A 25730-nucleotide genomic window follows, 5' to 3' on the forward strand; every position below is an offset into this window, starting at 1 on the left:
CATGAACTTTTTTTTGTTAAACTCAGCCAATTGATATTGATTAGCAAAAGAGCAATTGTACAATTGACAGTCTGTTTTTTTGTTTTCAATCAAAAAGTTCCCCCTTCGGGCTTACGAAAATAACTAAGAGCAGACGATTAGGACTTTCCAACTTTTGCTCATTGCCCTTTTTCTTCTGCCTGCCCGCCGACTTCCGGTGGCGGAAATCCCGTTTCCTTAAGATATATTTCCCTGAGCAACTGTCGCCAACGCGTGTACTGCTCCTCGGCAGAACCTTGCAGACGCAGCGTCTCACCTTGGACTTCAATTGTCAGCGGTTCTGCCTCTGCATGAAAAGACTCTCCAAGCTCCTGTATCGCATCCCGATTAATTTCACTCTCCTGTCGCTTCTGATAGCCACTGTATACTGCGCCTGCTCCCCCAAGCACCATTACGTCTCTCAAGGTGCCGGTCCGTGACCGCGTCTCCTGGTCGGCAGCCGCTCCAATAGCAATAGCGCCGACAATTGCGGCAATACCTAAAACCTGGCGGGTAAGTGCGTCTCTTTCCAGTTCTCGCATTGCTGCCACTTCCTCACTCCTATATCGCCGCCATTGACTGTATGGAGCCCAGAGGTCGAGATAATAGTTATCATAATAGCCATTGATAACGTCCACAAGCATATCATCCCTGGAACGTAGCGCCTGAATGCGGGCAAACATCGCATCATCCGCAGCGGGCAGATGCATTATAGTAAATTGGCCGCTATCATCTTCTGCAAGATACTCAGCAAAGGTTTCCGGAGCCATGGCTGCGGCAAAACGCAGGGTAGCTACCTGTCGTATTGTGCTCACATCTTGAGGCGATAACTGTTGCCGATACATTGCCAAATCATTAGCTATGGTGTTGAAAAGATCCTGAAAGGTATCATGCTTTTCAGGTTCTATCCGCTCATGCTCATGCTTTTTTGCCGTTTCAGCATATACTTTTTTAAACCACAAACGTCCGGTCGCATCAACGACATCCACACTAATGGCAACGCTTTCGCCATCTGAATACTCAATCTTTCCTTTTACCAACACTTCTGCTCCATTTTCATCGCCGGGGACAACCCGAACAGCTCCCCAATAGCCTGTTCGTTGCAATGAATATTTAAGATGAACAGGTATAAATCGAGCCTCCGCATCTCTTATGCCCTGCGATAGCCCCTGACTTTCCTCTGCATCTTCCGGAATCACCCCAGGATCAAAAACCTGGATGGAAACGTTGAGCAGCTTTTCTTCTTCTATCTCACCGTCCACTGTCATCGGTCGCACCTGATCGGCAACCTGATTTCCTGGAATCGATGCACACCCACCGGTTATCATCACCACAATCAGCGTATAGGCTACTACCCCTTTCCACTTTACCACAGCAACTCCCCCAAGCGTCTCCACCCCAAATCCTGTTCCGGAATGAGAAATCGGGGTTATGGACACAATGTCACCTGGTTCAACTCCACCTACTTTCTTATGGGTATTCCGGAATGTTTTATGAAAAATCAGAGCACTGCAGGCGTTACATCTTTTTCCCCTTATACTTCCAGTACTCCTGCCACAGCTTTTCCTTAAGCTGCGGATCCTGTTCCTTTTCGGCAGCCTCCCTCAGCTGTCTGGCAACAATATCATCATCAATCACCAACTTTCCCTGAGTACCGTCATATGAGACAGACGGGGGCTGTCCCTGACCACTCCCCGCCCCCACACTGGTATCGACCTGTCCACTGGCGGCCTCCACTGTCCCGCTGTGTCCGGATCGCTCGCCATCACTCCCTCCTGCTTGCTTTTCCTGCTGGACACTGCCCTGAAGCTGACCATGTCCACCCGTGTCCGGAATGTCCCGTCCTGATACCTTTGGCCTGTGACCGGCAATACGTGTCTCTTCGGCCAACAACATCTCATCAAATGCCCCCATCGATTCGGCCAATTGCTGTTCCAGATTATCAAGCTCCTCCTCGTCGGTTGCCGCAGGCGGGGGCAAAGTAAGGTTGGACCCAAGAGGCATTTGAAAAGAAGGACATGGAAGGCCATGCATACTCTGTTCTGGAAACTGAGATGCCAGTTGCTCACAGTAAATTACTACCCTGGTTTGCAAATAGAGGGCGAATTCTTTCAACTCTTTTGTTTCTTGGGGAGTTAAAAGGGATGTTTCTGAATGGGCGCTGATGGTCTTTATGGTATTGCGAATGACTTTATCTAAGGAAAGGACGGAACTGCGTAATTCATCGGCAGTCCCATTGCCGACCGATGGGTTCGGTGCAGCCAAAGAGGTGCCCTCGTCAAGTACCGCAATGACCAGCCACATGACCACCGCAAACAACCCTTTCATTATTGACCTCCACATAAAAAACATTCGCCGCCTAACCCGAATTTCTCATGAACATTGTGTCAACTTAACAAATTACACATAATTTCTGTATGTTATGTAAATTCAAATAAATTTGGTATTTTTTCACAATGTTCACCAAAGGGCTAATGCGGGTTAAAGATACCGGCCTACATTGTTTGACGTGCATTGTGTCACCCCAAGGCTCATAAGGGGTTCATTAGGCACAATAAGGAAAAGTCCTGGCGCAGCACGCGTCATAAGGTTTCGGAATTTTTCTCTATGCAATGAAAGCATAAAGCGAGTATATCGCCGCGCGCCATAAAAATTCCACGAAGCGGCAATCCAAAAACAGCCAGGAATGTCCCTCTTAACAGTACAATATTGCACGCCTCCCGTGAAAACAACCACACCCTGTTCCTTCCGGTGAAGATGAGTAAAAAATGCAAGTCATTCTTACCGGTTCTTCTTCCTTGTTCACCGATGTCACACATATATGTAAAAAAAAAGTGAGAAAAAATTGCAAACACCAAAGATTCTGTTTTGTATAAATTGAAATATTTAGTAGTCTTTACCGTTTTATTGAGGTGGGTTCTCACTACATCCTTTTCATTAAATGGAGGCGTTAAATTGAAGAAAACAATTGCAACAGCGTTATTTTCCTGCTCCGCCCTGCTTTTTGCGGGGTCGGTACTGGCCGCGGACACCATCAAAATTGGGTACAATATTCCAATGACCGGAGATATTCCGAAAGTTGGAGAATCCTCTAAATTCTCTGCCGAGATGCTTAAAGCGGATATTAACGGTGCTGGCGGCCTGGAAGTAGGCGGCAAAAAATATATGCTTGAATTTGTCTATGAAGACAATGAGGCCAAAGCCGAGTCTGCTGTCACCACCGCATTGAAACTCATTGAAAAGGACGAGATCCTGGCCATGATCGGCCCGAACTCCAGTAAGCAGGCAGTTCCTGCCGGACAGGTAGCTGACGATAACAGAACCGTTATGGTTACCCCCTGGTCCACCAATCCTGATACCACTAAAGATCGGCCCTGGGTTTTCAGAGCCGCCTTTCTTGACCCCTTCCAGGGCCCTGTGGCAGTTAACTTTGCCGTAAAGACCTTTGGTGCTAAAACAGCAGCTGTTCTCTACGACCTGTCAAACGATTATTCCAAGGGTCTTGCCGAAATTTTTCGCGATGTGTTCGAAGAAAAACTTGGCAAAGGCTCAGTGGTTGCTTTTGAAAGCCATGGCACCAAAGATCAAGATTTTTCTGCACAGTTAACAAAAATTATTTCCGCCAAGCCAGATTTCATCTTTGTTCCCGACAACTACAACCAGGTTGCCTTGATTGTACGCCAGTCTCACCAACTCGGTTACAAAGGTCAGTTCATGGGCTCAGACGCCTGGGGTTCTTCCGAACTGATGACTTTATGCGGCGACGATTGTAAAGGTCTCTATTTCTCAACTCATTATGCAGCTGCCGGGGCCAAAGGAGCTACCAAGGAATTCATTGACCGCTATACAGCTAAATACGGCTATGTACCTGACGACGTTGCCGCACTGACATGGGATGCGACAAATATTGTCATCAAGGCCATCCAGGATACCGGTGGATTAACCGGCAAACTTCGCAAAGATCGCAAAGCTATTCGCGATGCCATGTCCAAGATTCCTTCATTTGAAGGTGTCACCGGTAACATGAAGTTCGACGAACAGGGCGACCCCATCAAATGCGCAGTTGTTGTTCGTATAAGCGACAGCGGTGAGTTTGAGTTTGCAGAATCTGTCTGTCCATAATTGCACACAGCTTAACTCCAAAGAGCAGGTCGATATGTATTCGGCCTGCTCTTTATCGTTTTTCCTCAACAATATATTTTACCAGCAAATGAAAGTCAGAGACGATTCATGCTAGCGACTACCATTCAAAATATTATCAATGCGCTACAGTGGGGCAGTTTTTATGCCTTGATCGCGCTCGGCTATACTATGGTATACGGGGTTTTGACCCTTATTAATTTTGCCCATGGCGACATTTTTATGGTGGGTGCCTATATTGCCTTTTTTGTCGCCACCTTTATACTGAGTATGTTAGGGCTTCCGGGATGGATTGCCCTTGCCCTGACCATACCACTGACCATGATTCTCACATCAGCAGTGGGCGTATCCCTCGAAAGGGTCGCCTACCGGCCGTTGAGAAGAAAAGGGGCACACCGGCTCTATGTTGTTATTACCGCGCTTATGTGCGGTCTTATCCTTGAGCATGCCAACCTTGCTTTACTTGGTGCAAGCAGGAAGGCCTTTCCAGCTCTGATAACGGAACATGTGTATACCATCGGCGGGGTTACTTTTACCAACCTCAAGGTTGCTGTTATTTTCACTGCAATCCTTTCTTTTGTCATTCTCCACTGGATTGTGACCAAAACTAAGGTAGGCATGGCCATGCGAGCCATTTCCTATGACAAATTTGCCGTTCCTCTGATGGGAATTCCCATTGATTCCATCATTGTTATCACCTTTGCTCTCGGCTCTGGTTTTGCCGGTCTGGCGGGTATCCTGTTTGCCATGAGTTATCCGGTACTGGAACCCTACATGGGTGCGCTCATTGGCTGGAAAGCCTTCATTGCCGCGGTGGTTGGAGGAATTGGTGATATACGGGGAGCATTTCTGGGAGGATTTCTACTGGGAGCAGTCGAGATTATGGTTGTCGCGTTTTTCCCTTCAACCTATCGCGATCTGATCGCCTTTACTGTTTTGCTGGTGATCCTGTCTCTCAAACCGACCGGATTGTTTGGCATCGCCAAAACCACTAAAATTTAGGGGAGATGCCAATGTTTCGTAAATATACGGTCCAGCTCATCTTAGTCACACTCGGCGGCATCATCACTTATCTCGCGTATGAAGAGCTGATAGGACTCTACACCCTGTCGGTATTGATGTTCATGGGAGTGAACATCATCATGTCCACCAGCCTGAACCTCGTCAATGGCAACATGGGGGAATTCTCCTGCGGCCATGCAGGCTTTATGTGCGTAGGTGCCTATGTCTCTTCGCTGCTTGGTGTCCTGCTCTTTAGTAAAGACAAAATATTTGGCCCGCCGTTGCTTAATCCGGATCTGGCAATCTATTTTTTTCCGCTGGTCATTATTGCCGGGGGGATAGCTGCCGCTTTTGCCGGATTACTGGTCGCCCTCCCCTCCTACAAAACACGTGGAGATTACCTGGCAATCATCACCATTGCCGCCAATTATATCATCATCAGTTCCATTGAGAATCTCAACGTCATCGGCGGTTCCCGTGGATTCATGGGCATGAAAAAAGTAATTAATGCCATGGAGGATATTATCTACCTCCCCTGGATGGTTATCTGGGTTTTTGTGTTTACCGTTGCAACGGTCTGGGCGCTACGACGCTATACCTCCTCCACTTTTGGTAAAGGGGTCGCTGCTATCTGTCAGGACGAGGTCGCAGCAGAGATCATGAGCGTCAACACCAATAAAATCAAAACGATCACCTTCATGCTTTCTTCCGGTTTGGCAGGCATTGCCGGTGGGCTTTTCGCCTACATCATCGGCTATGTCAATCCGGGCAGCTTTAATATTCTCAAATCCACAGAAGCGTTGGTCATGGTTTATCTGGGCGGCATGGGATCGCTTTCCGGAGCTGTCTTATCTGCTATTTTGTTTACGGTCCTGCTCGAGCTGCTCCGTCCTCTGCAGATTATTAAATGGGTTGTCATTCCCCTGCTGCTGATTGTCCTGATGCAGTTTCGTCCCGAAGGTATCATGGGCAACCGCGAACTCAGCGATATTTTTCCTCGCCTCAAACGTTTCTATAAGTTCAAGTGATTATGCAGACACAGACAACATCTTCGATGCCGGTCCTCGAAATCCGTAAGATGACCCAACGATTTGGCGGTTTGGTCGCTGTCTCCAACTTCAGTGTTACACTGGGAAGGAACCAGCTCACCGGCCTTATCGGCCCTAACGGTGCCGGGAAAACAACCGTCTTTAATCTGATAAGCGGTTTTTATCAGCCCAGTGAGGGAGAAATATTCATCAATGGAACCCCTACCGCAGGACTCAAGCCTCACAAAGTAACCTCACTTGGCGTCGCCCGCACCTTTCAAAATATCAGGCTCTGGAACCAGATGTCCGTACTCGATAATATACGGGTCGCCCAACACGGTTCTCTGGACTATGGCTTTTTTGGAGCCATGTTCAGGACTCGCAGTTATGTAGATTGCGAAGCAAAAATAGAAAAAGAAGCGCGTGAGCTCCTGGAAATTTTTGAACTGGACAAGCAAGCCGACGAGTTGCCGACCAATCTGGCCTACGGCCTGCAGCGTAAACTTGAAATTGTACGTGCACTTTCTGAAAAACCACAACTGTTGCTCCTTGATGAACCGGCCGCCGGGTTGAACTCTGTTGACGCCCAGGAGCTTATCAGGCTTATCCACTGGATTCACGAAACCTTTGACGTGACCATCCTGCTCATCGAGCACCACATGGATGTGGTCATGGAACTCTGCTCAGAAATAAAAGTTATCGACTTCGGCCAAACCATAGCCGAAGGTACACCGGAACAAATCCGCAACCACCCTGCAGTCATTACAGCATACCTGGGGGATGATACCATATGACGCTGCTCGCTGTTGAAAACCTTGTTGTCAAATACGGTAATATCCAGGCTCTGCATGGTATCAATTTCCATGTCAATCCAGGTGAGATTGTAACCCTGATAGGTGCCAATGGTGCGGGTAAAACCACCAGCCTGTACGCGATCACCCGCTTACCACCCCCTGAAGCACCGCGCGTTGTCTCGGGTGACATTCTCTTTGAAGGCAACTCTATCCTCAAAACCCCTCCCTCCACGGTGGTCAAAGATCTCAAACTCGCCCTGGTGCCTGAAGGACGCCATATCTTTGGCAACCTTACCGTCATGGAAAACCTGGTTTTGGCGACCTATGCCCGCGATCAGAAAATAGATTTTTCCAAAGAGTACCAACGGATATTTGATCTTTTTCCAAGACTGGCTGAAAGAAAAGACCAACGGAGTGAATCCTTGTCAGGAGGAGAACAGCAGATGCTCGCTGTTGGAAGGGCTCTTATGACCGGCTGTACTTTTCTGCTGCTGGATGAACCCTCCATGGGTTTAGCCCCTGTGCTCAAATACGATCTTTTCCGTACTCTCAAACGGCTCAACGAAGAAGGTATGACCATTCTCCTCATCGAGCAGAATGCGAACCTGGCGCTTCACTTGGCCCACCGTGGGTATGTATTGGATACTGGGGAAATAGTTGCCGAAGGAACAGCTGAAAAGCTGCTTGGCAATCCAGAGGTGAAAAAAGCTTATCTCGGTGGCTAGCAAAAAAAAAACTGCAACAATCGATCTTACCCCATAGCCTGCAGGGTAATATATTCGATAAAGGCATAGCGGCCCAGCTTACCGGCCAGTACCAGAGAGACGAACCACGCAAGTGGTGTTTTGAAAATGCCTCCAGCAAGGCATAAGGGGTCGCCGATAATCGGCACCCAGGACAGCAGCAGCGACCACGTTCCGTATTTTCGATACTGAATCGCTGCTTTCTCTCTGGTTTGGCTGTTTATTCTCAACACCTTTTCAACCAAAAAAGGACCCCCATATACACCGACGGCATAGGTGGTACAGGCTCCCAGCACATTACCGATTGTTGCCGAAGCTAGCAGCCCCGCAGGATCAAGGGAAGAGTAAAGTAAGGCTACCAGCAACCATTCAGAACCAACAGGCACAACCGTTGCCGCTAAAAAACTCAGCAAAAATAAAAACAGGTAGCCATTGGCTACCACGACCTCAGCCATGCGCTGTTTCCTGTAAAAATGTCGGCCAAGACGCGAAGGTTCCCTTGTCAGTGCGCATGGTGCAGATCCTCTAATTGGAAAATTCGGCGAAAAAAGCGCTTGGTCCAAGCCTGAACCAGCCTATTTTGCAGAAACACTGCTTTCTTGTGATGTACATCCACAGTGTATCAATCCACACCGGCAAATCAAGGATAATGCGCCTGAGGGCATGCGAGAGAGGCAAAAGCTTCTGCCTGTTATGTGACCATTTGCTAATGTGTCACCCAAACGAGAATGCTATGTCTTCCTGCTTGATCACGTGCGAAGGTAAGCGCTGGCTTCGTGGGATGCTGCGGGACAGTTCCCTTGCTACTTCAAGTTTTCCATGTCTATAGGCAGGGAAGGATTACGGGTTTCTTCTTGTCCAAAAAAGCTCTCCAGCTCTTTCTGGTTGAGTACCGTGGAGTACTCTTGCACAAGGTAACCAGCCAGGGACTGAGCGTCCCTGGCCAGACTCTTAGAGAAAATTTTTCTGAGCAGGTACTTAAAAAGCAAACGACCTCTTTTTTTTTCCACCTTTTGCTGAATTTTCCAAAGCGCGTCCCGTTTGGAGCCTGGAAAATCAACCCCCAAACGGCTATCAATGGCAAGCTCCAATTCCAAACGGCGTGTTTGACGTTCCTGCTCACGGCTTGGAGAAGGAGGCAAATCACTGTGCAATGCGATTATCTTCTTCTCATACTCGTCAGCTGAAAGACATGGGCCGTAACCAAGATCATTGTTCATTGCTATGAGGCAATCAGTCCAATTTAAATTTAACGCCAAAGACCTCGGAAACGATGCTCGGATCTGCCAAGACAATATTATCGCCCGGCTTCAGCTCGAAAAGGCTTTCATAATGCTCAGGCGCCATCACATTGGCCATCTCATTTTGAAAGTCAATGGTTGCCTTGTTAATCGCCTGCACAAACTCCTTGGCCTTCATTTTATCTTTTGCAAACGCAGTTTCAGTTTTCAGGCGCTTTTTCTCTGTCTTCAACCGTACTTTTTCCAACTTGCTTGACAACTTTTTGTCAAGCATGGCGCCAAGGTGGAATTCCGCCATATACATAAAAAGTTTGAGATGGAAGTCCTCGACTTCATCCGTTGCAAAGGATTCTGCTTTCAACATGGTCTGCCCACTCTTGTATATCTTGAGTACTCCCTGTATGTACTGCCAGTCAAGTTTATCGCCAGTGGAAAGAACGCGTGCTGATGGTGCCGCTGCAGCTCCCTCTGCAGCTTCAGGTACGCATTTCGGCAAATCACCGTTCACGCTTGAATATTTCTTAAAAGGCGACTTGCAGGGCCAAGATCCTACTCTTCCATATGTGCCATAGAGAGCCTCAGACACATTGTAACCACGGGCGCCTCTGACAGTAATACCCGCCGGGAGTAGAATACGATTAGCCGCTTGATGACACACTCCATTGACAAGGTAACATTTAATGCCGGCCTTTTCATTTGGCTGAGCGATTTTGTCAGCTCTCTTGGTGCTGCCTGTGCCACGTCGCAACTCTTTACCGCCTTTTTTGCCGCCCCAACATCCCCAGCCTTTTTTGCCGGTGCCACATGTAACGTATGTATGATCTGCGGCCTTTGCAAAGAGCTTTGTTGGATAGGCCATCACAATAAGTGTTCCCATGTTCCCTCTCGTTTACTTTTGCTGGTTTCACTCAACGGACGTATCCCGCAGAATGGTGTGACTACCATGTAATTTACCATGATATTTCCATTACTTTATAAATCAACAGACTCATAAATCACCGGTCACAGCTTTGCTGTAATGTGTGCAAGCCTTCGATGTAGCATCCCACGCCCCATACCCTGCGCCAGATACACAGAAGGTAATGGCAACGCCGGGTGCACGCACATCTATTTTTAGACCACGGTACGTACACTGTGGCAAAAAATAATCGTCACTGTAATTGACCAACGATCTGGAACCTTTGAAAGCATATTGCATGCCACTGCGGATCAACCTGATTTAACTGTACATAATAATTAGTAATTCGATCTTAATAGTCCGGAAAAAGACAAAGAATGTGAAGGCACAAATGGTTCATATGGACCATTTGTGGTGGTGCAGGTGGTGCATATGCAGCAGCATAACCGGTAGAAGAGCATCATTTTAAACGCTGCAAGCGATCCGCTTTATTTACCTAGAATCAGCGGCAGACAAGATGATTTTCGGCAAGCACTATTGCCTTAACCCAAACAGACAGTTAACATCTCTTCCATGAATATTCTCTACACACTCGATCTAATCGGCACCATCGCCTTTGCTGCTTCCGGAGCACTGGCTGGGGTGCGACGCGGGATGGACCTGTTCGGAATCCTGGTGCTGGGTATGGTAACGGCAATCGGCGGAGGTACCATTCGTGATGTGCTCCTTGGCGACCTGCCGCCATTCTGTCTGCACAATGAAATATACCTATGGTTGCCGATCCTGGTCGCCCTGTTTGTTTTCTTTACCCATCGCCGCTGGCCCAAATTCGAGTCTCTACTCCTCTATCTCGATGCCATCGGTCTGGGGACCTTTGTAGTTATCGGTACAGGCAAGGCGCTGAGCTTTGAGACCGGTCCCCTGGGCGCAGTATTGATGGGCGTTATGACCGGTACTGCCGGCGGTGTGCTTCGAGATATTCTTTCCAACGAAATCCCCCTTATCATGCGCCGCGAAATCTATGCATCTGCCTGCATCATTGGCGGGGTTTCACTGGTACTGCTTCGGCTGCTGGAGGTAAACAATACTCTTTCGTTGCTGATTGCAGCATCAGCAGTAATTGTGTTAAGAGTGCTCGCAATTCACCTGAACTGGTCATTGCCAAAAGCATCCTGAACCGACCGAAGAGGTAAAAAAAAGACCAGCGTCTTAGTAAGAACAAGAAGCTGGTCTCTTAAAACTCTATCCCTTTTTCCAAGGGAAATACGGGCAAAATTGCGTCTACTAAAGCTTCTTTTTCGCCTCATCCATGCTGAAACCGTATTCCTCAGTAACAAATTCCATGTCTTTATCGCCACGGCCGCTGAGATTAACCAATATGGAGCCGATTTCCATCTCTTTGGCCAGCTTCATGGCGTAGGCAACGGCATGGGCACTTTCCAGAGCAGGTATAATCCCTTCAACCCGACTCAGCAGATAAAAGGCATCAAGCGTGTCCGCATCATCTGCGACCTCATAAGTAATTCGCCCTTCGTCTTTGAGCAGACTATGTTCCGGCCCCACACCAGGATAATCAAGCCCACTGGCAATGGAATATACAGGGGCTGGTTCACCTTCCTGATCCTGAAGCAGGTAACATTTAAAACCATGAATGATTCCAGGCTTACCAAAGGCCGCAGTAGCGGCATGATCGCCAAGATTAAGGGAACGTCCGCCAGGTTCTACGCCTACCAGCTTTACAGGATCATTGATAAAACCGGAAAAAATACCAATGGCGTTACTTCCTCCACCCACGCAGGCACAGACTACATCCGGAAGTCCACCGGTCATATCAAAATACTGCTCTTTGGATTCAATGCCGACAATGGTCTGGAAATCCCGCACCATCATTGGAAAAGGATGGGGGCCGACAACCGAACCAATGCAATAGATTGAGTTGACGGGATCTTTCAAGTATGCTTGAAAGGCCGAATCGACAGCCTCCTTAAGGGTTCTCAGCCCAAAAGAAACCGGCACGACCGTAGCTCCCAACAACTTCATTCTGGTGACATTGGGGGCTTCTTTCACAATATCAACCTCCCCCATATGGATCTCGCACTCAAGACCGAAGTAGGCAGCTGCCGTTGCGAGGGCAACGCCATGCTGACCGGCACCGGTTTCGGCAATCAATTTCTTTTTGCCCATGAACTTGGCCAGCAATCCTTCACCCATGCAGTGGTTAAGTTTATGGGCACCGGTATGGTTAAGGTCTTCGCGCTTGAGATAAATCTGGGCGCCACCACACATTTCCGAGAGCCGATCTGCATGAAACACAGGGGTCGGACGTCCCTGAAAATGTTTTCGGATAGAACGTAACTCTTCAATAAAACGATGGGTTTGACTTATAGTCTGGTAGGCCTTGGTAATTTTATCCATCTCGACCTGCAATTCCGGCGGGATATAGGATCCACCGTAACTACCAAAATGGCCGGAAGCATCGGGATATTGATGAGGATAACGAGCGTAATCTTTTGTTGTCATAATCTGTTCCTACTTAGTTCTTGGTTAAGGAGGTAAATAATTGGTACAAGATACCGTTCCCCTGAAAGGTTGCAACACAAAAACGACTATGATCCACATGGTTGGATAGTATATTATAGTCAGTGATAAAGACAGGCACCAGTAGAGCCATGAACCGCCGAAACAATACTCCACTCACCTGATATTGACTATATTTTCTATGATCTACCAGCACCTGCGGCATATACTTATTTCGGGTAAAATCGTACTCCGCACAAACACAACACGCCCCACCCAACTTGGCACGGGTAACTTACCCTCTTATCTGATGATACAATTATGAGTGATCGCTATCTCATCCCCGCTCTTAACAGCACAAATTTCTACAGAGTGAAAGACACCATCAAGCGCAGCAAATTTATCTGCACCATGGCACATACAGCGGATATCTGCGCCGCAAAGGCTTTTATCGCTCGCATACAAGAGGAATTTCCCGATGCCAATCACAATTGCTGGGCGTTTCAATGTGGTCCACCAGCCGATACCGCCCATGCAGGGATGAGCGATGACGGCGAACCGCGTGGTACGGCTGGGAAGCCGATGCTGGGCATGCTTCTCCACTCTCCTGTGGGAGAGCTTACCTGTGTTGTTACCAGGTATTTCGGAGGGATAAAACTCGGTACCGGTGGACTGGTACGAGCCTACTCCGGCATGGTGAAACTTGCTCTGCAAGAGCTCCCGGTCCATGATAAGATTTTCTTTGTCAAGGTCCAAGTGATCCTGGACTACGCATACGTCACCCTTTTACAACGGCTTCTGCCCGATTTCGAAGCGGAGATTATCAACACTACATTTACTGCAGACGCTGAATTCACTCTGCAGCTTCCAAAAGAGCAATGCCCGGAGCTAAAAAAGGCACTCACCCATCTCACCCACGACGAGCTGCTCTTTTCCCTGCTCACGGACAAATAAGGCAAACAGCTCCAGCTTTCGCTATTTCCACACCATCAAGGCTAACCCGAATTTCTCATGAACAATGTGCCGATTTTCTAATTGCAAAAAATTTCAATATGTTGAATGCAATTGTATGGAGTTGTTATTTTTCACAATGTTCACCAAAGGTCAGTCCATGCGGGTCCATCTTCTTCAGTATTTTGGCAGTAAAAGGTAAGCGTAGACTCCGATAGTCTACTATGATTCACTCCCAAAAACTTTGAACCTGGCACCGCCTGAACTGATGAGAAATCCGGGCTAAGGGAGATAACAGCAGCTGCCGTTAGCCATTCATTCCTTCCAAAAAGGCCAGGACATTGGAACCAAGAACATTATGATTGTATCCCCCCTCAAGGATACCGTAACACCCACCATGGTTACGTACAGCTGCCTGACGCACCCACCTGCCCATGGTCCTGTAATCCTCTGTGTACAGGAGGCCTCCCCAGTCGTTTACATGGTGATCAAAACCGGCAGACACCGCGATAACATCAGCCTCAACCGTTTGTAAGGCTTTGTCCACCTCCTCAAGATAGGCATCATGCTGCTGTGCTTCCGGGTTCAAAATCTCCACCCAGTCCTCCTGCCCCAGAATATTGACATTACCATCCCCATAATGCAGATCAAAATCAAGGAGAAAGGCCTTTTTTATGAGCCCATTAGCCCGCAGGTAAGTAAGGGAAACAGCCATGTTATTGAAATAACAAAATCCCCAATAGCTGTCTGCCGAAGCATGATGGCCCGGTGGCCGAATAAGGGCAAAACCGGGTTCCGCCATGCCTGACACCGCCGCCTGAATCGCTCCCCCAGCTGCCAGAGCTGCTATATCGTACAATCCTAGCCGCGACACCTCCTCAACATGGGTGCCCGAATGAACCGCCAGAAGATCCTCCTCATCCGCATAACTACATGTAACCAACTCAAAATAAGGCTCAACCTCTTCCACGACAGCTTCCATTCTGCCGGCTTCAGCAGCAGGATCAGAGGTATAAACATCATAAAAACGAGGGTGAAAATAGACTTTCATCATGTAACTCCTCATCAGAATTCGTACCTGAAAACTACTGAGATTCTCTACATAGTATACACACTGAAGTGCATCCCTTTCCATTAATACAATACTTACACTTTCGTAGCAGAGGACTAACACTCAGCAGGTAGGTTTGAGGACAGCTGACTTTTTCATAACCGGAACCTAGGACAAATGACCCGCTCTATTCAATTAACCGACTCCACAATCGCGCCCGGGCACATCCATGACAGTGCGGAAACATTCCGCCGGCAGGTGCTTAAGCCCCTGCCGGAGCCTTTTGCACCAGCTGATATAACAGCTGGAATGGAAAATGAATTGCAAGCGGCAGTGGAAGGCGACAAAAAAAATGTTGACCTTGCCTTGTCACTTATGGAGTCGGGATATTACAAAACCCTGATGCTTCGCGCAGGTCGTGGAGACCTTTCCCCGCAGACAGTCGCTGATATCAATGCCTTTGTTGAAAAAAAACAGGTTCAGGTCTGGGAAAACTCCTGGGTACGATTCCCCAGACACCTCCTGGGCGAACACAGTTTAACTGTTCTTGAACATGATTTTCTCGCAGATAAACAGGGAAAACAAAATACTCAACGCTCCGACCTTGACCGTTTTCTCTTCATAAAAGAGGGAAGGAGCTGGTTGCGTCTTCCAGTCAGCTACCTGCTGAAATTGTCCCTGATAGAGGCTGTCAGCCAGGAAGAAGTGGAAGCGCCACTCTTGTCTACCATGGCCAACCGTTTGTCCCGCCATTTCATCAGCGACAATATATCACCGGAAATCACTTCTTTTGCACTGGCCCAAGGGCAGAATAATGCATTTCCTGGTAGCCGGCTTGCTGCGGAGGGCAGTCAACGCTATTTTTTCACCCAACTGCTGATACGCTACGCAGAAAAAAAATTCCAGCTCGACCAATCAGGACAACGCATTCACCTCTATTTTGCGCCCACCCCTCCTCAACGGCAAAAAAAGCTCAACACCCTGATCTCCGACCAGCTTTACTGCGATCTCTTCCTCAATCCATGCCTATCCGGCTGGGCAAGGGGAGAGGAGAAAAAAGCATATATGAAGCTCTGTCACCGGACACTCTGCCGCAGCCAGCTCAACACCATTGCAGTCCTTAAAGAGGCTGGGATAATAACCAATAACCTCGTGGTACTGCCCAACACCTCTAATACCTCTTTAGCCAACAACGGCACCCATATAACCCTGGCCAGCAAATCGCTCACCAACAGCTTCAAGAACTACCAAACAAGTTCCAGCAGGCCGTATGAAAAATATTTCGGTGATCTCGCCATTAAAATAACAGAGCATTTTCTACCGCTTTTTGTCGGTACGCTATCAGCTGCCCCCTATCGACAGGGGTTTAATAATTTTCACCCGGAAAAGGTCTTGGGATTTCTGCCCCATCAGCTTGAGGCCACACATCTGCGAATGATCTGGCGTCGATGGAAGAAAAAGGCCCAACTCCGTTTCTGCGGTCATTCATTTACCCCCATGGGACCGGAATGGCTGGATACATTGCTGAGCAAAACACTTGGCCTGAGAGGTGACTATATAATTGACAACAGGCTGATCGATTATCTGGTTGCTCTCCCCAGCCAGGAGGATTATCCGGCCCTCAACGGTTTGGAGCACAATCAAGATTTCTTAAAAAGAGATCTTTTTGAAATGGGTATTTTCAACCCTCAGATGCCCATGTATCTTCCTTACCGGATGCGCGACATGGCATCTTACGGATTTACCGGATTTGAAGGCAGACACTTCTCACTTTTCCCCAGTTTCCATAATCACCTGGCAGCATCAGCGAACCTGCAGGCCCTGATCATGCATCTGGCCTACCAATGGATAATAGACGGGAAAGTCACCCACCACCATATTCCGGATACACCGTTTATTGAAAGCGAACGGCGGCAGATATTTTTCAATACTGCTATAGGGATTCCGACGTTCTATGTCAGGGCAGACACAACCAACCGGTTTTTAAAGAGAATCCTCTCACTTGTGGAGAAACAACGAAGCAGCAGGCGCTACAAAGGCTATATCAGGATCAAACTTAAGGCCTATCAACTGGCCTGTATCACCTTTCTCAAACAAAATGGTGGAGAGATAATCAATCAATCCTGTTTTGCCGAGGAACTTGCATCCATTGAAAGCATAATTAACGGCAGCCAGCCATCTGCTTTTGAAATACTCACCGCCAACATTCTTGGCTGCCAAGGCAAAAAACGATCACCCATTGCCATTGATGCCTCGGAGTTCAATGACGCGGCAGAAACCTACTATCGTACGGAACTCTGCTCCTCCAACATGCGCGAAGGGCTCCACGCATTTATCCAACACAGCAGGATACTGGAACAATCCGGCAATGAGCTTACCCGTAAACTCAAAAACAGATTAATCGGTACCTGTCCAGCAGACAGGTTTATCGCACGTGCAGGCAAAAAAGTTATCCAGGGCCAGGCTTCAGAAAAAGAGGTCCACAGTCTGCTCCTGCTTTTTCTTTTGATGATGGAACAGGAAACAGCAGCAGCATAATATAAAAAAAAACACAAACAGCAATGAAACCGCATCAATATATCTGTCGGCACTCCAATGAGGTCATCACCGAAAGACTGATTGGCGATCATTCCATTTCCTTTCTCTATAATACGTTACGAGAGCATACCCCCAGCATGTTCAAGGCCCTGACCTCGCGTCGGATGTCGGGCCTGCTCGGCTACCTTCACTTTGATCTGCTCTCTAAGCACAGAACCCCTTCGGGGATACAGTTGCTCAACAAGCTGCAGGTTGACTGGCAGGAATGTGTTGAGCAGCCACACTACTTTACAACGTTGAGAACGGTCTTTGAGAGACAGATCCGCTACTGGGAAACGCGCCCTATGGATGGGTCACCATCGACAGTTGTTTCCCCGGCAGATGCCAAGGTTCTTATTGGATCAGTTAAGGAAACTCCCAACCTTTTTATCAAAGAAAAATTTTTCTCTGTTCCTGAATTGCTCGGCCAAAAAACTACCTGGCACAAGCAATTTCACGATGGTGATTTTGCTGTTTTCCGCTTAACTCCGGACAAGTACCACTACAACCACTTTCCGGTAAGCGGCAGGATTGCAGACATTTATGAGATTGAAGGGCAGTATCATTCCTGCAACCCAAATGCGATCATCAGCACAGCATCGATCCACGCCAAGAACAAACGGATTGTCACCATTATTGATACCAACATCGAAGGAGGCGCGCATATAGGCTTGGTAGCAATGATTGAAGTAGTTGCTCTGATGATAGGTGATATTGTGCAGTGCTACAGTCCCACTCATTACAACAATCCACAGCCGGTAACCCAGGGCATGCTGGTGAACAAAGGGGCACCAAAAAGCATGTATCGTCCGGGCAGCTCCACCGATATTCTCATCTTTGAGAACAAGGCCGTCTCTTTCTGTGCAGACCTGCTGGCCAATGTCAGGCGATGCGATGTGGAGAGTCGTTTCTCCTTCTCTGAGAACCTGCCGCTGGTGGAAACCGACGTCCAGGTCCGCTCAACCATAGGCCATGCAACCCATCGATAAAAAGAAACATTTTTCTAGCGACAAAACCAAGCAATTACAGGAACATAACCATGAACCTCTTATTTATCTGCTGCGCCGCTCTTCTGTTTTCCATTATCATTGCCTATGGAGTTCATTACCTACCAAGGGAACGATGGCAAATGCTTGCCGTTATCCCAACTCAAAAAGAAGAAAACGGCACCTGGCATGGGGCAAACCTGACCTCTTACGGTTTTTTGATTGCCACCTCAACCGTCTGCTCGGTTCTCTACTCCCTGATCCTGCTCCAAGCAGCATCAGCGCCATTGACAGGAGTTCTCGCCGTAGTCGGCCTTCTTTTTCTTATCGGTATCCCTGCTTCCCGGTGGGTTGCCGGAATAGTAGAAAAAAAACAGCATACCTTTACCATCGGTGGGTCATTCTTCTGCGGTCTATTGATAACACCGGTGCTGATCCTGCTGGTCAATGCAACATGGGCCTGGAAAAAGCTGCCGACAATGGATATTCAAATTGTCCTGGCAGCGATAAGTATTGGCTACATCCTTGGTGAAGGGTTGGGGAGACTGGCATGCATAAGCTATGGTTGCTGCTATGGCAAGCCGCTTCGTGATTGTTCACCGCTTACCCGTCGGTTGTACAACCGTATCGCCTTTGTGTTTAACGGCAATACCCAAAAAGCCGTCTACGAAGGGAAGCTTGCCGGTGAAAAGCTTGTGCCTGTGCAAGGGATAACCTGCGTGATATATACTTTTGCAGCGCTTGTTTCTACGCTGCTTTTTCTCCAATCCCGCTTCACCGAAGCTTTTCTTTTGTCACTCTTTGTATCACAATTATGGCGTATTTATTCTGAAACACTGCGTGCCGATTTTCGTGGTTTCACTAAATTTTCCGCCTATCAAAAAATGAGCCTGGCCGCCCTCCCCTACGGCGTCCTGCTTACATTCCTTCCTGTCAGTACTCACCAGATCGTCCCTTCCATCGAAAAAGGTCTGATGATACTCTCCCAGCCGCTGCCGATGATCTCGATCCAGCTTTTATGGGTTGTCCTTTTTTTCTGGTTCGGCCGCAGTACGGTAACCAGCTCCACCTTACGCCTGCATGTTGTCCATAAACACATCTAAAGCCCGATGTTTTTCAGCTCAATTTGAAAAGATTTTCTTCTTCCAACATGCATTTATCTACAAAGAAAGCAAACGGTTACCTGGACGGTCCTTTCCCATGGAAGAAAGAAGAAGGACCGTTACCCTTGCTTAGGGATCGATACTGTTTCGAAATGCATGCGAAGGGTATGTGCCAAGCATCAAGACCCGTTTTGCGAAAAAATTAAGCTCCTGAAATGCCAACTGCAATGATGCCTCATCAACGTGCCCTTCAACATCGGCATAGAATCGAGCCACATTGAAATGTTTATCAACATAACTCTCGAGTTTCACCATCTGCACCCCATTGGTTGCAAAACCGCCCAACGCTTTATACAGGGCTGCAGGGATATTACGTACTTCAAAGATAAAACTTGTCAGATACTTCTGATGACTCACTCGATCCGGAATTTTGGCCTCCGGGGCAAAAACTAGAAACCTTGTCGTATTATGGGCTGCGTCCTGAATGTCTTTTTCTAAAATATCAAGGCCGTAGATATCTGCTGCAAATTCCGAGCTTATGGCTCCCTGACTTTTATCATTCCACTTTTTAACATCTGCAGCGGCTTTCGCAGTGTCGGCGACCACGTGTTTACTCAAACCATGCTTATCGATAAAACGCTTACATTGAGGGATTGCATGCACATGGCTGTGCACGTCTGTTAAATCCTCCAGCTTTGCCCCAGGAATCCCCAGCAAGCAGTGCCGAATCAACTGGAAGTGTTCTCCTATTATATACAATTCGCCATTGGGGATAAGGTTATGCACATCAGCCACACGCCCTGCAAGGCTATTGTCAATGGGGATTATGGCAAGATCCGCCTCACTGTTCCTGACAGCCCGGAAGGCCGCCTCAAAAGAGACGCATGGTACTGTTTTTAATTCTGGATATGCATGTTGACAGGCTAACTCAGAATAAGCACCCGGCATTCCCTGGAAAGCAATCGTCTTGTACTCTTTATTCATTTTACACACCTACCCGAACTTCTCTGGGTCAATATCTTGCAGTTAGTCTGCAGTACGTTTTTTGGTTTGTGATTTTTTTTCACCTCTTCCTCAATATATCATACCCATCTTATTTTTCACCTGGGCCATGGTTTCAGATCCAATAGTTCGTATCTTTTCTTGTCCTTTATCGAGTATTTCGCGAAGATACCCAGGCTCTTTTTCAAATTCAGCGCGCTGTTTTCGAATAGGGGTAAGAAACGCATTTATCCCATCAGCAAGAGCGGGCTTAAACGCCCCCATCCGCTCATCAGGCTGGATGCCAAAAAGCTCACCATAGGTAAACAGGGCATGGCCTTCGCCGGAATATGCTTTCTTAATCTTATGATTAACAGATTCTTCAGTATCGGAAAGGTTAATAACATTACCAAGAGATTTTGACATTTTGCTCTGCCCGTCAAGCCCTGGCAGTCTTGCAAACTTTGATATTTTACACTCCGGCACAGGAAAAACATCTCCAAACAGGGTATTAAATCGTCTGGCAATTTCTCGAGTTTGCTCTACATGGGGTATCTGGTCTTCCCCCACAGGCACCAGGTTAGCCTTGGGTAGAAGAATATCAGCCGCTTGCGAAACCGGAAAAGACAGAAAGCCAAGATTCATATGTTCATAATTGGTTCCAGCCTGATTCATTTCATCTTTCACCGTCGGATTCCGTTGTGCTCGGCCTACGCTGACTAAAAACATGAAGAGCATTGCCAGTTCCGATAATTCCGGAATTTCACTTTGCACAAAAAAAGTGACTTTTTCAGGATCAAGACCAACAGAGAGGTTATCCAACAAGGCATGATATACATTGGTGCGAATCAATTTTCCTTTTTCATCGCTCAAGTGATCATACAACACCTGCATGTCCGCCAAAATAATACAGGTATCATAATCATCCTGGAGCTTGACTCGTGATTCCAACGAACCGAAATAGTGACCAATATGCAGCTTGCCGGTTGTTCTGTCTCCGGTGAGTATTCTTTTCATTGCATCTCCTTTGCTTACGTAATTTTTTCAATAAAAAAAAGGGCTGTCGGAAAAAATCCCGACAGCCCTTTAAAAAAGACGAAACTGCCGGCATCTTCTGCCGACAGTGTATTTTATTCTACATTCAGAACATCATTCTGCTGGCATAGTCATTAACATATGCCACCACCAACGTCTGTTTATTGTCTGGTTTGCTGCTCTCTTCATGAACCTTTGTATAATGCACTCCAACAACTAATGTCAAGCAAGATAGTAATCAATCACAGGCACCCCACGGAGCCTCCCCTTGCTCGCTTACCCCTTCGGAAGGTCACGCTCCCCACATATTCAGGTTTGCAAAGAGTCGCAAATCATTTTACTTCCAAGTTCTTCATGGGTATACTTCTAAATAATGTAACTACTCGAAATTAGGAAGTTACACTCGCATTCATCAATTTAATTTTTTCCTGCCGGGAGAGTGGCTTCGTTCAATCAGTCGTTTCACACCACTCGGCTACACTTCGTTCGGAGTCGTTGTAGTTCTCCGGTGAACTCCACGCTAGCTATAAGAAAGTATGGAAAATGTCATAAACCCTTTTAAAAGAGCAGGAATAGGGCTGCTTACAATCGGCTCACTTGATATTGGAGTAATGGTGTATTGCATCATGAATAGGATAAGCTATTCCTCCAACTTTAATATCTTTGCTGTTATTGCAGGCATATTTCTCCTTAGAGGTGGGGTAAAAACTGCTCGAGTCATTCGTTGGTTCTTTGCTTTTTTTATTTTTGGTTCCTTCGGAGTGATATTACTATTTCCTCTGCTGTTACCGCTCGACCTCTTGGCAACCCAATTTAAATCAAACCCTGTCGGCGTACTCTTTTCTTACAGCATACCTGCTCTATATTTAGCCATTATAATATGGATCTATCTTGAGTTATCGACTACGTCTTCAAAGGAAATCTATAAAGCCAAAGGCTACAAAACAGGCCACCCAAAATCTGCATTCTATGCTTCTCTTGTTATGATTATCGTGGCCGTTGGTCTTTTTTATTTTCTTCTAGGTGGTGAGTCAGCCACAACGGCAAAAGAATTGGCAAAAAAACAACTGGGAGATGCATATACATACCATATCACCTCTATGGCTACTTCAGGGGCAAGCGGTACAGCAACTGTTACTGCCTACAACAAAGATGAAATAAAAAATATTAGAGTTCAGTGGCGAATAAAATAAATGCTCACCAGTCTTTTACCACGCTCCCTACGGTTGCCGGAGATCTTCTAGTAATGTAAGCCTGCTGCATTGGAGAGATGGCGAGCCGTATGAAGCGAGAGTTTCAGGCACGACTCTGTGTGCGATTTGGATGATTATCTGTGTCAAACAAGCAAAAAAGATCAAAATACGATTATAAATATTCAGTTTTGATTTTTGTCTTCGCAACATTGTCAAAGCAGCAATGGCTGGAAATTGATGATTTAGAAGGCTGGTCATCTGATAAAATCGAAAACATTGAAGCCATTGTAAACATTGAGAGGTAAAACGCCTTCGCCGAATCGATTAACCGAGAGAATCTCTCTTTTTCAATACCATACAAGCCAAATGGAGGAAGGAACCATGGGTAAAGAAACTGTTTTATTCAAGACCGAGGAAAAAATGTCCAGAAAAGCAGTAGCCAACCTAATGCGCCAGGTGGCAGATAAGCTTGATAATGGCAAAGTAAGGCTACAGAAGGGGAAGCAGGAAACGGTGACTCTAAAAATACCTGATCAGGTAGAGCTAGAGATTAAAGCAGAAAAAGAAGTAGGTAAACGAAAAACCAAGAAGAAGCTGGAGATCGAAATCGAGTGGAATGTCGGCGACAAGCAAGACAAGGATGTTTTCACATTAGGATAACTTCACTAGAAAGGCTGTATAGTACGAACAGCTACCCCAGCACTCTACAAGGGCCCGTTACCCCAGCGGGCCTGCAAGCTCTATATAAAACTCCCCACAGCCCGAATTTCTCATGAGTTTTTTGATTTTCAACTTAAGCTTTTGATATTTATAGAAAATACGGTAGCGCTAAAAAAAACAGACTGTTTTTTCGTCGATAATCAAAAAACTCACCCTCCGGGTCAGCGGATTTTTCCGCAGACTCTTTGTTGCAGGCCATTTGCGGTAGCTTACTATCGGAGTCTACGCTTACCTGCTGCGTGTCCTGCGCCTCGATCTGCGAAAAACTTCACTGATGAGAAATCCGGGCTAGCATTTGTTTTCCTCCTATTCCTTCCTGTTTGCTGCTTAGCTTTCAGTTTTTTCATCTGGTAATAATAGAGACGAATCTGAACAAAACCATAGTCGTTAAGCCATGGCTTTCACTTCGTTCAATGGTTCTTCCGGCGGTGAGACGAGACATTTTTCCGACATTGGATTGACAAAACAGTGAAATTTATGCCGTGCCTGGGCAGAACCGATGATTGCCACCAGATCATGGTGCCGAAAACGAAAAGAGGGCTCAGGGTTGGTCTCTAACTTCTCATCTCGGATAATACCAACAACCGAGACACCTGTTATTTTTCGAATTTCGGCCTCAGCAATGCTTGCATCTATCAAAGGATTGTCGGTATCGAGCTCAACCCACTGGAGGTCAAATTGCTGTTCCGCCGCTCTCATTTGGCCAAGGGTTTTATACCCGTTTTCAGATGCAGCCGCGGTTGAAAGAAGCCGGCTGCGAAGATTTTCCGTGTGTCGTTGAATCTCCGGCACAGGAATGCGTAAATAATACAGGACCTGCCTGATCATCTCCACGCCGGCTTCGAACTCAGGATGAACAAGGTCTGTTACATTCAGCTCCCTGAAAGCACTGAAAAAATCCGGATCAGAAATACGCGCGACCACTTTGATGGCACTGTTTACTTTTTGTGCATGGCTGATAATCGAACGGGCGACAACAATGCCGGGTGTAGTCACCACCAACAGAGAAGCCCGCTCTATAAATAATGCCTCCTGTACCACCTCATGGCTGCCGTCACCATAGATGATCGGGTAGTTGGCTGCTTTTGCCCTTTCGATACGAAATTGATCAAGCTCTACCAGCACAAAAGGGATACCCAGTCGCTGCAGCATTCCTGCAACCTGAAAACCAATACGCCCGCAGCCAACGATAACCACATGGTTGCGCAGTTCCGTTTCCGGAAAATTGACCGATTCGATCGGATCGTGTTTGAACCATTGTTTTTTAAGGCGGTAAAGTTTTGATGTCTGGGCTGATACAAATGGCGTCAGCAACATGGTCACAACTGCCAGGGTGAGGAATATGTTATAAAATTCAGAGGAAATGGAATCAGTGGAAACGCCTATCCTGGCGAGAACGAAAGAAAATTCACCTACCTGAAACAATCCAAGACCAACGGCAAGCGGAATAACATTACGGTACCGAAATACCCAGGCAAGAAATGCAAAAATACATCCTTTGCCAACACTCACCACGATGACCAGCAGCAGTATGAGTGTAAAATGCTCAAGAAGAAAGTGTGGATCAAGGAGCATACCGACAGAGGCAAAAAAGAGCAGGCCAAACAGGTCACGGAGAGGCACAATATCACTGAGAGCCTGATGACCATAATCTGATTCACTTAAAACCATGCCGGCAATAAAGGCGCCAAAGGCAAAGGACAAGCCGACAAGATAGGTAATATAGCCGACACCTAAGCCAATGGCGGTGATTGCTAAAATAAAGAGCTCACGAGAGCCTAGCCTGGCAATGGTCTTGAGCAAATAGGGCAGCAAACGAGTACCGAAAAAAAACATGGCCGCAAGGAATAGCGCTGCCTTGACGGCGGCGAGAGCAAGTATTTCCATCCCGGCAGCTGGATTATTTAACTGCGGTAAAAGAATCATCAATGGCACTACCGCTAAATCCTGAATAATGAGTATACCAATCATCACTTTGCTGGAAAGGGTTCCAAGCCAGCCCTGGTTCATCAGTGTCTTAAGAATGACCATGGTGGAAGAGAGAGAGATCAGCGAACCAAACCAGAGCGATATCTTCCAGTCCCACCCAAACATTCTGCCGACAGCCACCCCAAAGGCAATGGTACAAATGATCTGCAGCGGCGTACCTATAAGGGCAATATATTTAACCGGTTTCAGGTTTTTGAGAGAAAATTCCAGCCCAAGAGCAAAAAGCAGGAGAGCAACCCCTATCTCTGCCAGAAGCTCAATATCATGAATTTCAGTAATGGTCATGCCGCCGGTATACGGCCCGAGAATGACACCTGCTATGATATACCCGAGTATCAGGGGCTGGTGCAGCCGCTGCATGAGGAGACCGCAAAAAAAAGCAGTAAGGACAAGAATAATTATGTCTGTGGCTATTCCCATGAAATAAACCTTAATAGAGATGGAAAACTGTAAAGGAAAAACTATTTTATCAGGTCTACAAGGATTTGGGTAAACATTACTCTGATCGAGTATTGATAAACATGCTTTAGGTATACAGTTGTGCAAGCCGGCTCATTTTAATACTCAGTAACGAACAAACCTCAGCCAGCTGAAAAGCATTTCCTACCATAATGCGAAACAGGACGTCAATATTATAGGGAATCTCGAATAAATGGTTTATTCCCCAGCGTCTTTAATTATGCGATAAATATGGAAATCAGGGTCAATTCAACATTTAAATTTTCGTGTTTTTGGGGTTGCAGCGAACAACTCAATCGCCCTG

Annotated in this window: 23 protein-coding genes; 13 read left to right on the plus strand and 10 right to left on the minus strand. The window is 47.0% G+C overall.

What is annotated here, in order from left to right:
• Positions 1–158: 158 nt before the first annotated feature.
• Complete coding sequence (locus tag JWH17_RS19100; protein ID WP_205224266.1) at positions 159–1457, minus strand: hypothetical protein; 1299 nt, start codon at positions 1455–1457, stop codon at positions 159–161.
• Between the two features lie 79 nt (positions 1458–1536).
• Complete coding sequence (locus tag JWH17_RS19105; protein WP_205224267.1) at positions 1537–2346, minus strand: hypothetical protein; 810 nt, start codon at positions 2344–2346, stop codon at positions 1537–1539.
• Between the two features lie 627 nt (positions 2347–2973).
• On the opposite strand from JWH17_RS19105, the gene JWH17_RS19110 reads away from it, so the two are divergent.
• The 5 genes from JWH17_RS19110 (at position 2974) to JWH17_RS19130 (ending at position 7707) form a co-directional block, all read left to right on the plus strand.
• Positions 2974–4140: an ABC transporter substrate-binding protein gene (locus tag JWH17_RS19110; RefSeq protein WP_232371197.1), complete on the plus strand. Its 1167-nt coding sequence runs from the start codon at positions 2974–2976 to the stop codon at positions 4138–4140.
• A gap of 108 nt (positions 4141–4248) precedes the next feature.
• Positions 4249–5160, plus strand: a complete 912-nt coding sequence (locus tag JWH17_RS19115; RefSeq protein ID WP_205224268.1) for a branched-chain amino acid ABC transporter permease — start codon at positions 4249–4251, stop codon at positions 5158–5160.
• Between the two features lie 11 nt (positions 5161–5171).
• Entirely contained in the window at positions 5172–6188 is a 1017-nt protein-coding gene (locus JWH17_RS19120) for a branched-chain amino acid ABC transporter permease (protein ID WP_205224269.1), read from the plus strand.
• Positions 6189–6214: 26 nt separating this feature from the next.
• Entirely contained in the window at positions 6215–6982 is a 768-nt protein-coding gene (locus JWH17_RS19125; RefSeq protein WP_205224287.1) for an ABC transporter ATP-binding protein, read from the plus strand.
• Positions 6979–7707, plus strand: coding sequence for an ABC transporter ATP-binding protein (locus tag JWH17_RS19130; protein WP_232371199.1), 729 nt, complete (start codon positions 6979–6981; stop codon positions 7705–7707). Before JWH17_RS19125 ends, JWH17_RS19130 begins: the two co-directional genes overlap by 4 nt.
• A gap of 26 nt (positions 7708–7733) precedes the next feature.
• On the opposite strand, the gene JWH17_RS19135 is transcribed toward JWH17_RS19130, so the two are convergent.
• The 3 genes from JWH17_RS19135 to JWH17_RS19145 all read right to left on the minus strand — a co-directional run bounded on the left by JWH17_RS19135 (position 7734) and on the right by JWH17_RS19145 (position 9843).
• Positions 7734–8180: a YqaA family protein gene (locus JWH17_RS19135; RefSeq protein WP_205224270.1), complete on the minus strand. Its 447-nt coding sequence runs from the start codon at positions 8178–8180 to the stop codon at positions 7734–7736.
• Positions 8181–8528: 348 nt separating this feature from the next.
• Complete coding sequence (locus tag JWH17_RS19140; protein WP_205224271.1) at positions 8529–8945, minus strand: hypothetical protein; 417 nt, start codon at positions 8943–8945, stop codon at positions 8529–8531.
• A gap of 13 nt (positions 8946–8958) precedes the next feature.
• Positions 8959–9843, minus strand: a complete 885-nt coding sequence (locus JWH17_RS19145) for a hypothetical protein (protein WP_205224272.1) — start codon at positions 9841–9843, stop codon at positions 8959–8961.
• Positions 9844–10437: 594 nt separating this feature from the next.
• On the opposite strand from JWH17_RS19145, the gene JWH17_RS19150 reads away from it, so the two are divergent.
• The gene (locus tag JWH17_RS19150; protein ID WP_205224273.1) at positions 10438–11040 is read left to right on the plus strand and encodes a trimeric intracellular cation channel family protein; all 603 of its coding nucleotides are present in this window, start codon (positions 10438–10440) and stop codon (positions 11038–11040) included.
• Positions 11041–11148: 108 nt separating this feature from the next.
• Here JWH17_RS19150 and trpB read toward each other — a convergent pair whose 3' ends face one another.
• A complete protein-coding gene (gene trpB / locus JWH17_RS19155; protein WP_205224274.1) occupies positions 11149–12384 on the minus strand; it encodes a tryptophan synthase subunit beta in 1236 nt (411 codons plus the stop codon).
• 318 nt (positions 12385–12702) lie between these two features.
• Here trpB and JWH17_RS19160 point away from each other — a divergent pair, with 318 nt between their 5' ends.
• Positions 12703–13335, plus strand: coding sequence for a YigZ family protein (locus JWH17_RS19160; RefSeq protein ID WP_205224275.1), 633 nt, complete (start codon positions 12703–12705; stop codon positions 13333–13335).
• 304 nt (positions 13336–13639) lie between these two features.
• Here JWH17_RS19160 and JWH17_RS19165 read toward each other — a convergent pair whose 3' ends face one another.
• On the minus strand, positions 13640–14386 hold the full coding sequence (locus JWH17_RS19165) for an arginase family protein (RefSeq protein ID WP_232371200.1): 747 nt from the start codon (positions 14384–14386) through the stop codon (positions 13640–13642).
• 174 nt (positions 14387–14560) lie between these two features.
• Between JWH17_RS19165 and JWH17_RS19170 the strand changes: the two genes are divergently transcribed.
• From JWH17_RS19170 to JWH17_RS19180, 3 genes are read left to right on the plus strand one after another with little or no spacing between them, the layout of a single operon-like run.
• Entirely contained in the window at positions 14561–16921 is a 2361-nt protein-coding gene (locus tag JWH17_RS19170; protein WP_205224276.1) for a hypothetical protein, read from the plus strand.
• Positions 16922–16944: 23 nt separating this feature from the next.
• Positions 16945–17949 (plus strand): phosphatidylserine decarboxylase, encoded by a 1005-nt coding sequence (locus JWH17_RS19175; RefSeq protein WP_205224277.1) that lies wholly within the window; start codon positions 16945–16947, stop codon positions 17947–17949.
• Between the two features lie 50 nt (positions 17950–17999).
• Positions 18000–19049, plus strand: coding sequence for a prolipoprotein diacylglyceryl transferase family protein (locus JWH17_RS19180; protein WP_205224278.1), 1050 nt, complete (start codon positions 18000–18002; stop codon positions 19047–19049).
• Positions 19050–19178: 129 nt separating this feature from the next.
• On the opposite strand, the gene JWH17_RS19185 is transcribed toward JWH17_RS19180, so the two are convergent.
• Both JWH17_RS19185 and trpS read right to left on the minus strand, forming a co-directional pair.
• Positions 19179–20033 carry a prephenate dehydratase gene (locus JWH17_RS19185; RefSeq protein ID WP_205224279.1) on the minus strand — a complete coding sequence of 285 codons (855 nt, stop codon included), beginning with the start codon at positions 20031–20033 and terminating at the stop codon, positions 19179–19181.
• Between the two features lie 90 nt (positions 20034–20123).
• The gene (gene trpS, locus JWH17_RS19190) at positions 20124–21047 is read right to left on the minus strand and encodes a tryptophan--tRNA ligase (RefSeq protein ID WP_205224280.1); all 924 of its coding nucleotides are present in this window, start codon (positions 21045–21047) and stop codon (positions 20124–20126) included.
• Positions 21048–21601: 554 nt separating this feature from the next.
• Between trpS and JWH17_RS19195 the strand changes: the two genes are divergently transcribed.
• The 3 genes from JWH17_RS19195 (at position 21602) to JWH17_RS19205 (ending at position 22918) form a co-directional block, all read left to right on the plus strand.
• Positions 21602–22258 (plus strand): hypothetical protein, encoded by a 657-nt coding sequence (locus JWH17_RS19195; protein WP_205224281.1) that lies wholly within the window; start codon positions 21602–21604, stop codon positions 22256–22258.
• Between the two features lie 140 nt (positions 22259–22398).
• Positions 22399–22563, plus strand: a complete 165-nt coding sequence (frp, locus tag JWH17_RS23930) for a fluorescence recovery protein (RefSeq protein ID WP_205224282.1) — start codon at positions 22399–22401, stop codon at positions 22561–22563.
• Between the two features lie 76 nt (positions 22564–22639).
• Entirely contained in the window at positions 22640–22918 is a 279-nt protein-coding gene (locus JWH17_RS19205) for an amphi-Trp domain-containing protein (RefSeq protein WP_205224283.1), read from the plus strand.
• A 447-nt stretch (positions 22919–23365) separates the two neighbouring features.
• Here JWH17_RS19205 and JWH17_RS19210 read toward each other — a convergent pair whose 3' ends face one another.
• A complete protein-coding gene (locus JWH17_RS19210) occupies positions 23366–25387 on the minus strand; it encodes a monovalent cation:proton antiporter family protein (protein WP_205224284.1) in 2022 nt (673 codons plus the stop codon).
• Between the last annotated feature and the right edge of the window lie 343 nt (positions 25388–25730).

The organism is Desulfogranum marinum (assembly GCF_016918565.1).
GTDB lineage: Bacteria > Desulfobacterota > Desulfobulbia > Desulfobulbales > Desulfobulbaceae > Desulfogranum > Desulfogranum marinum.

What these genes read in the sequence shown, in the direction of transcription:
- JWH17_RS19105 (WP_205224267.1), bottom strand. Translation starts at nt 2,346, where the DNA reads ATGAAAGGGTTGTTTGCGGTGGTCATGTGGCTGGTCATTGCGGTACTT.
- JWH17_RS19115 (WP_205224268.1), top strand. Translation starts at nt 4,249, where the DNA reads ATGCTAGCGACTACCATTCAAAATATTATCAATGCGCTACAGTGGGGC.
- JWH17_RS19120 (WP_205224269.1), top strand. Translation starts at nt 5,172, where the DNA reads ATGTTTCGTAAATATACGGTCCAGCTCATCTTAGTCACACTCGGCGGC.
- JWH17_RS19125 (WP_205224287.1), top strand. Translation starts at nt 6,215, where the DNA reads ATGCCGGTCCTCGAAATCCGTAAGATGACCCAACGATTTGGCGGTTTG.
- JWH17_RS19130 (WP_232371199.1), top strand. Translation starts at nt 6,979, where the DNA reads ATGACGCTGCTCGCTGTTGAAAACCTTGTTGTCAAATACGGTAATATC.
- JWH17_RS19135 (WP_205224270.1), bottom strand. Translation starts at nt 8,180, where the DNA reads ATGGCTGAGGTCGTGGTAGCCAATGGCTACCTGTTTTTATTTTTGCTG.
- JWH17_RS19140 (WP_205224271.1), bottom strand. Translation starts at nt 8,945, where the DNA reads ATGAACAATGATCTTGGTTACGGCCCATGTCTTTCAGCTGACGAGTAT.
- JWH17_RS19145 (WP_205224272.1), bottom strand. Translation starts at nt 9,843, where the DNA reads ATGGGAACACTTATTGTGATGGCCTATCCAACAAAGCTCTTTGCAAAG.
- JWH17_RS19150 (WP_205224273.1), top strand. Translation starts at nt 10,438, where the DNA reads ATGAATATTCTCTACACACTCGATCTAATCGGCACCATCGCCTTTGCT.
- trpB (WP_205224274.1), bottom strand. Translation starts at nt 12,384, where the DNA reads ATGACAACAAAAGATTACGCTCGTTATCCTCATCAATATCCCGATGCT.
- JWH17_RS19160 (WP_205224275.1), top strand. Translation starts at nt 12,703, where the DNA reads ATGAGTGATCGCTATCTCATCCCCGCTCTTAACAGCACAAATTTCTAC.
- JWH17_RS19165 (WP_232371200.1), bottom strand. Translation starts at nt 14,386, where the DNA reads ATGATGAAAGTCTATTTTCACCCTCGTTTTTATGATGTTTATACCTCT.
- JWH17_RS19170 (WP_205224276.1), top strand. Translation starts at nt 14,561, where the DNA reads ATGACCCGCTCTATTCAATTAACCGACTCCACAATCGCGCCCGGGCAC.
- JWH17_RS19175 (WP_205224277.1), top strand. Translation starts at nt 16,945, where the DNA reads ATGAAACCGCATCAATATATCTGTCGGCACTCCAATGAGGTCATCACC.
- JWH17_RS19180 (WP_205224278.1), top strand. Translation starts at nt 18,000, where the DNA reads ATGAACCTCTTATTTATCTGCTGCGCCGCTCTTCTGTTTTCCATTATC.
- JWH17_RS19185 (WP_205224279.1), bottom strand. Translation starts at nt 20,033, where the DNA reads ATGAATAAAGAGTACAAGACGATTGCTTTCCAGGGAATGCCGGGTGCT.
- trpS (WP_205224280.1), bottom strand. Translation starts at nt 21,047, where the DNA reads ATGAAAAGAATACTCACCGGAGACAGAACAACCGGCAAGCTGCATATT.
- JWH17_RS19195 (WP_205224281.1), top strand. Translation starts at nt 21,602, where the DNA reads ATGGAAAATGTCATAAACCCTTTTAAAAGAGCAGGAATAGGGCTGCTT.
- JWH17_RS19205 (WP_205224283.1), top strand. Translation starts at nt 22,640, where the DNA reads ATGGGTAAAGAAACTGTTTTATTCAAGACCGAGGAAAAAATGTCCAGA.
- JWH17_RS19210 (WP_205224284.1), bottom strand. Translation starts at nt 25,387, where the DNA reads ATGGGAATAGCCACAGACATAATTATTCTTGTCCTTACTGCTTTTTTT.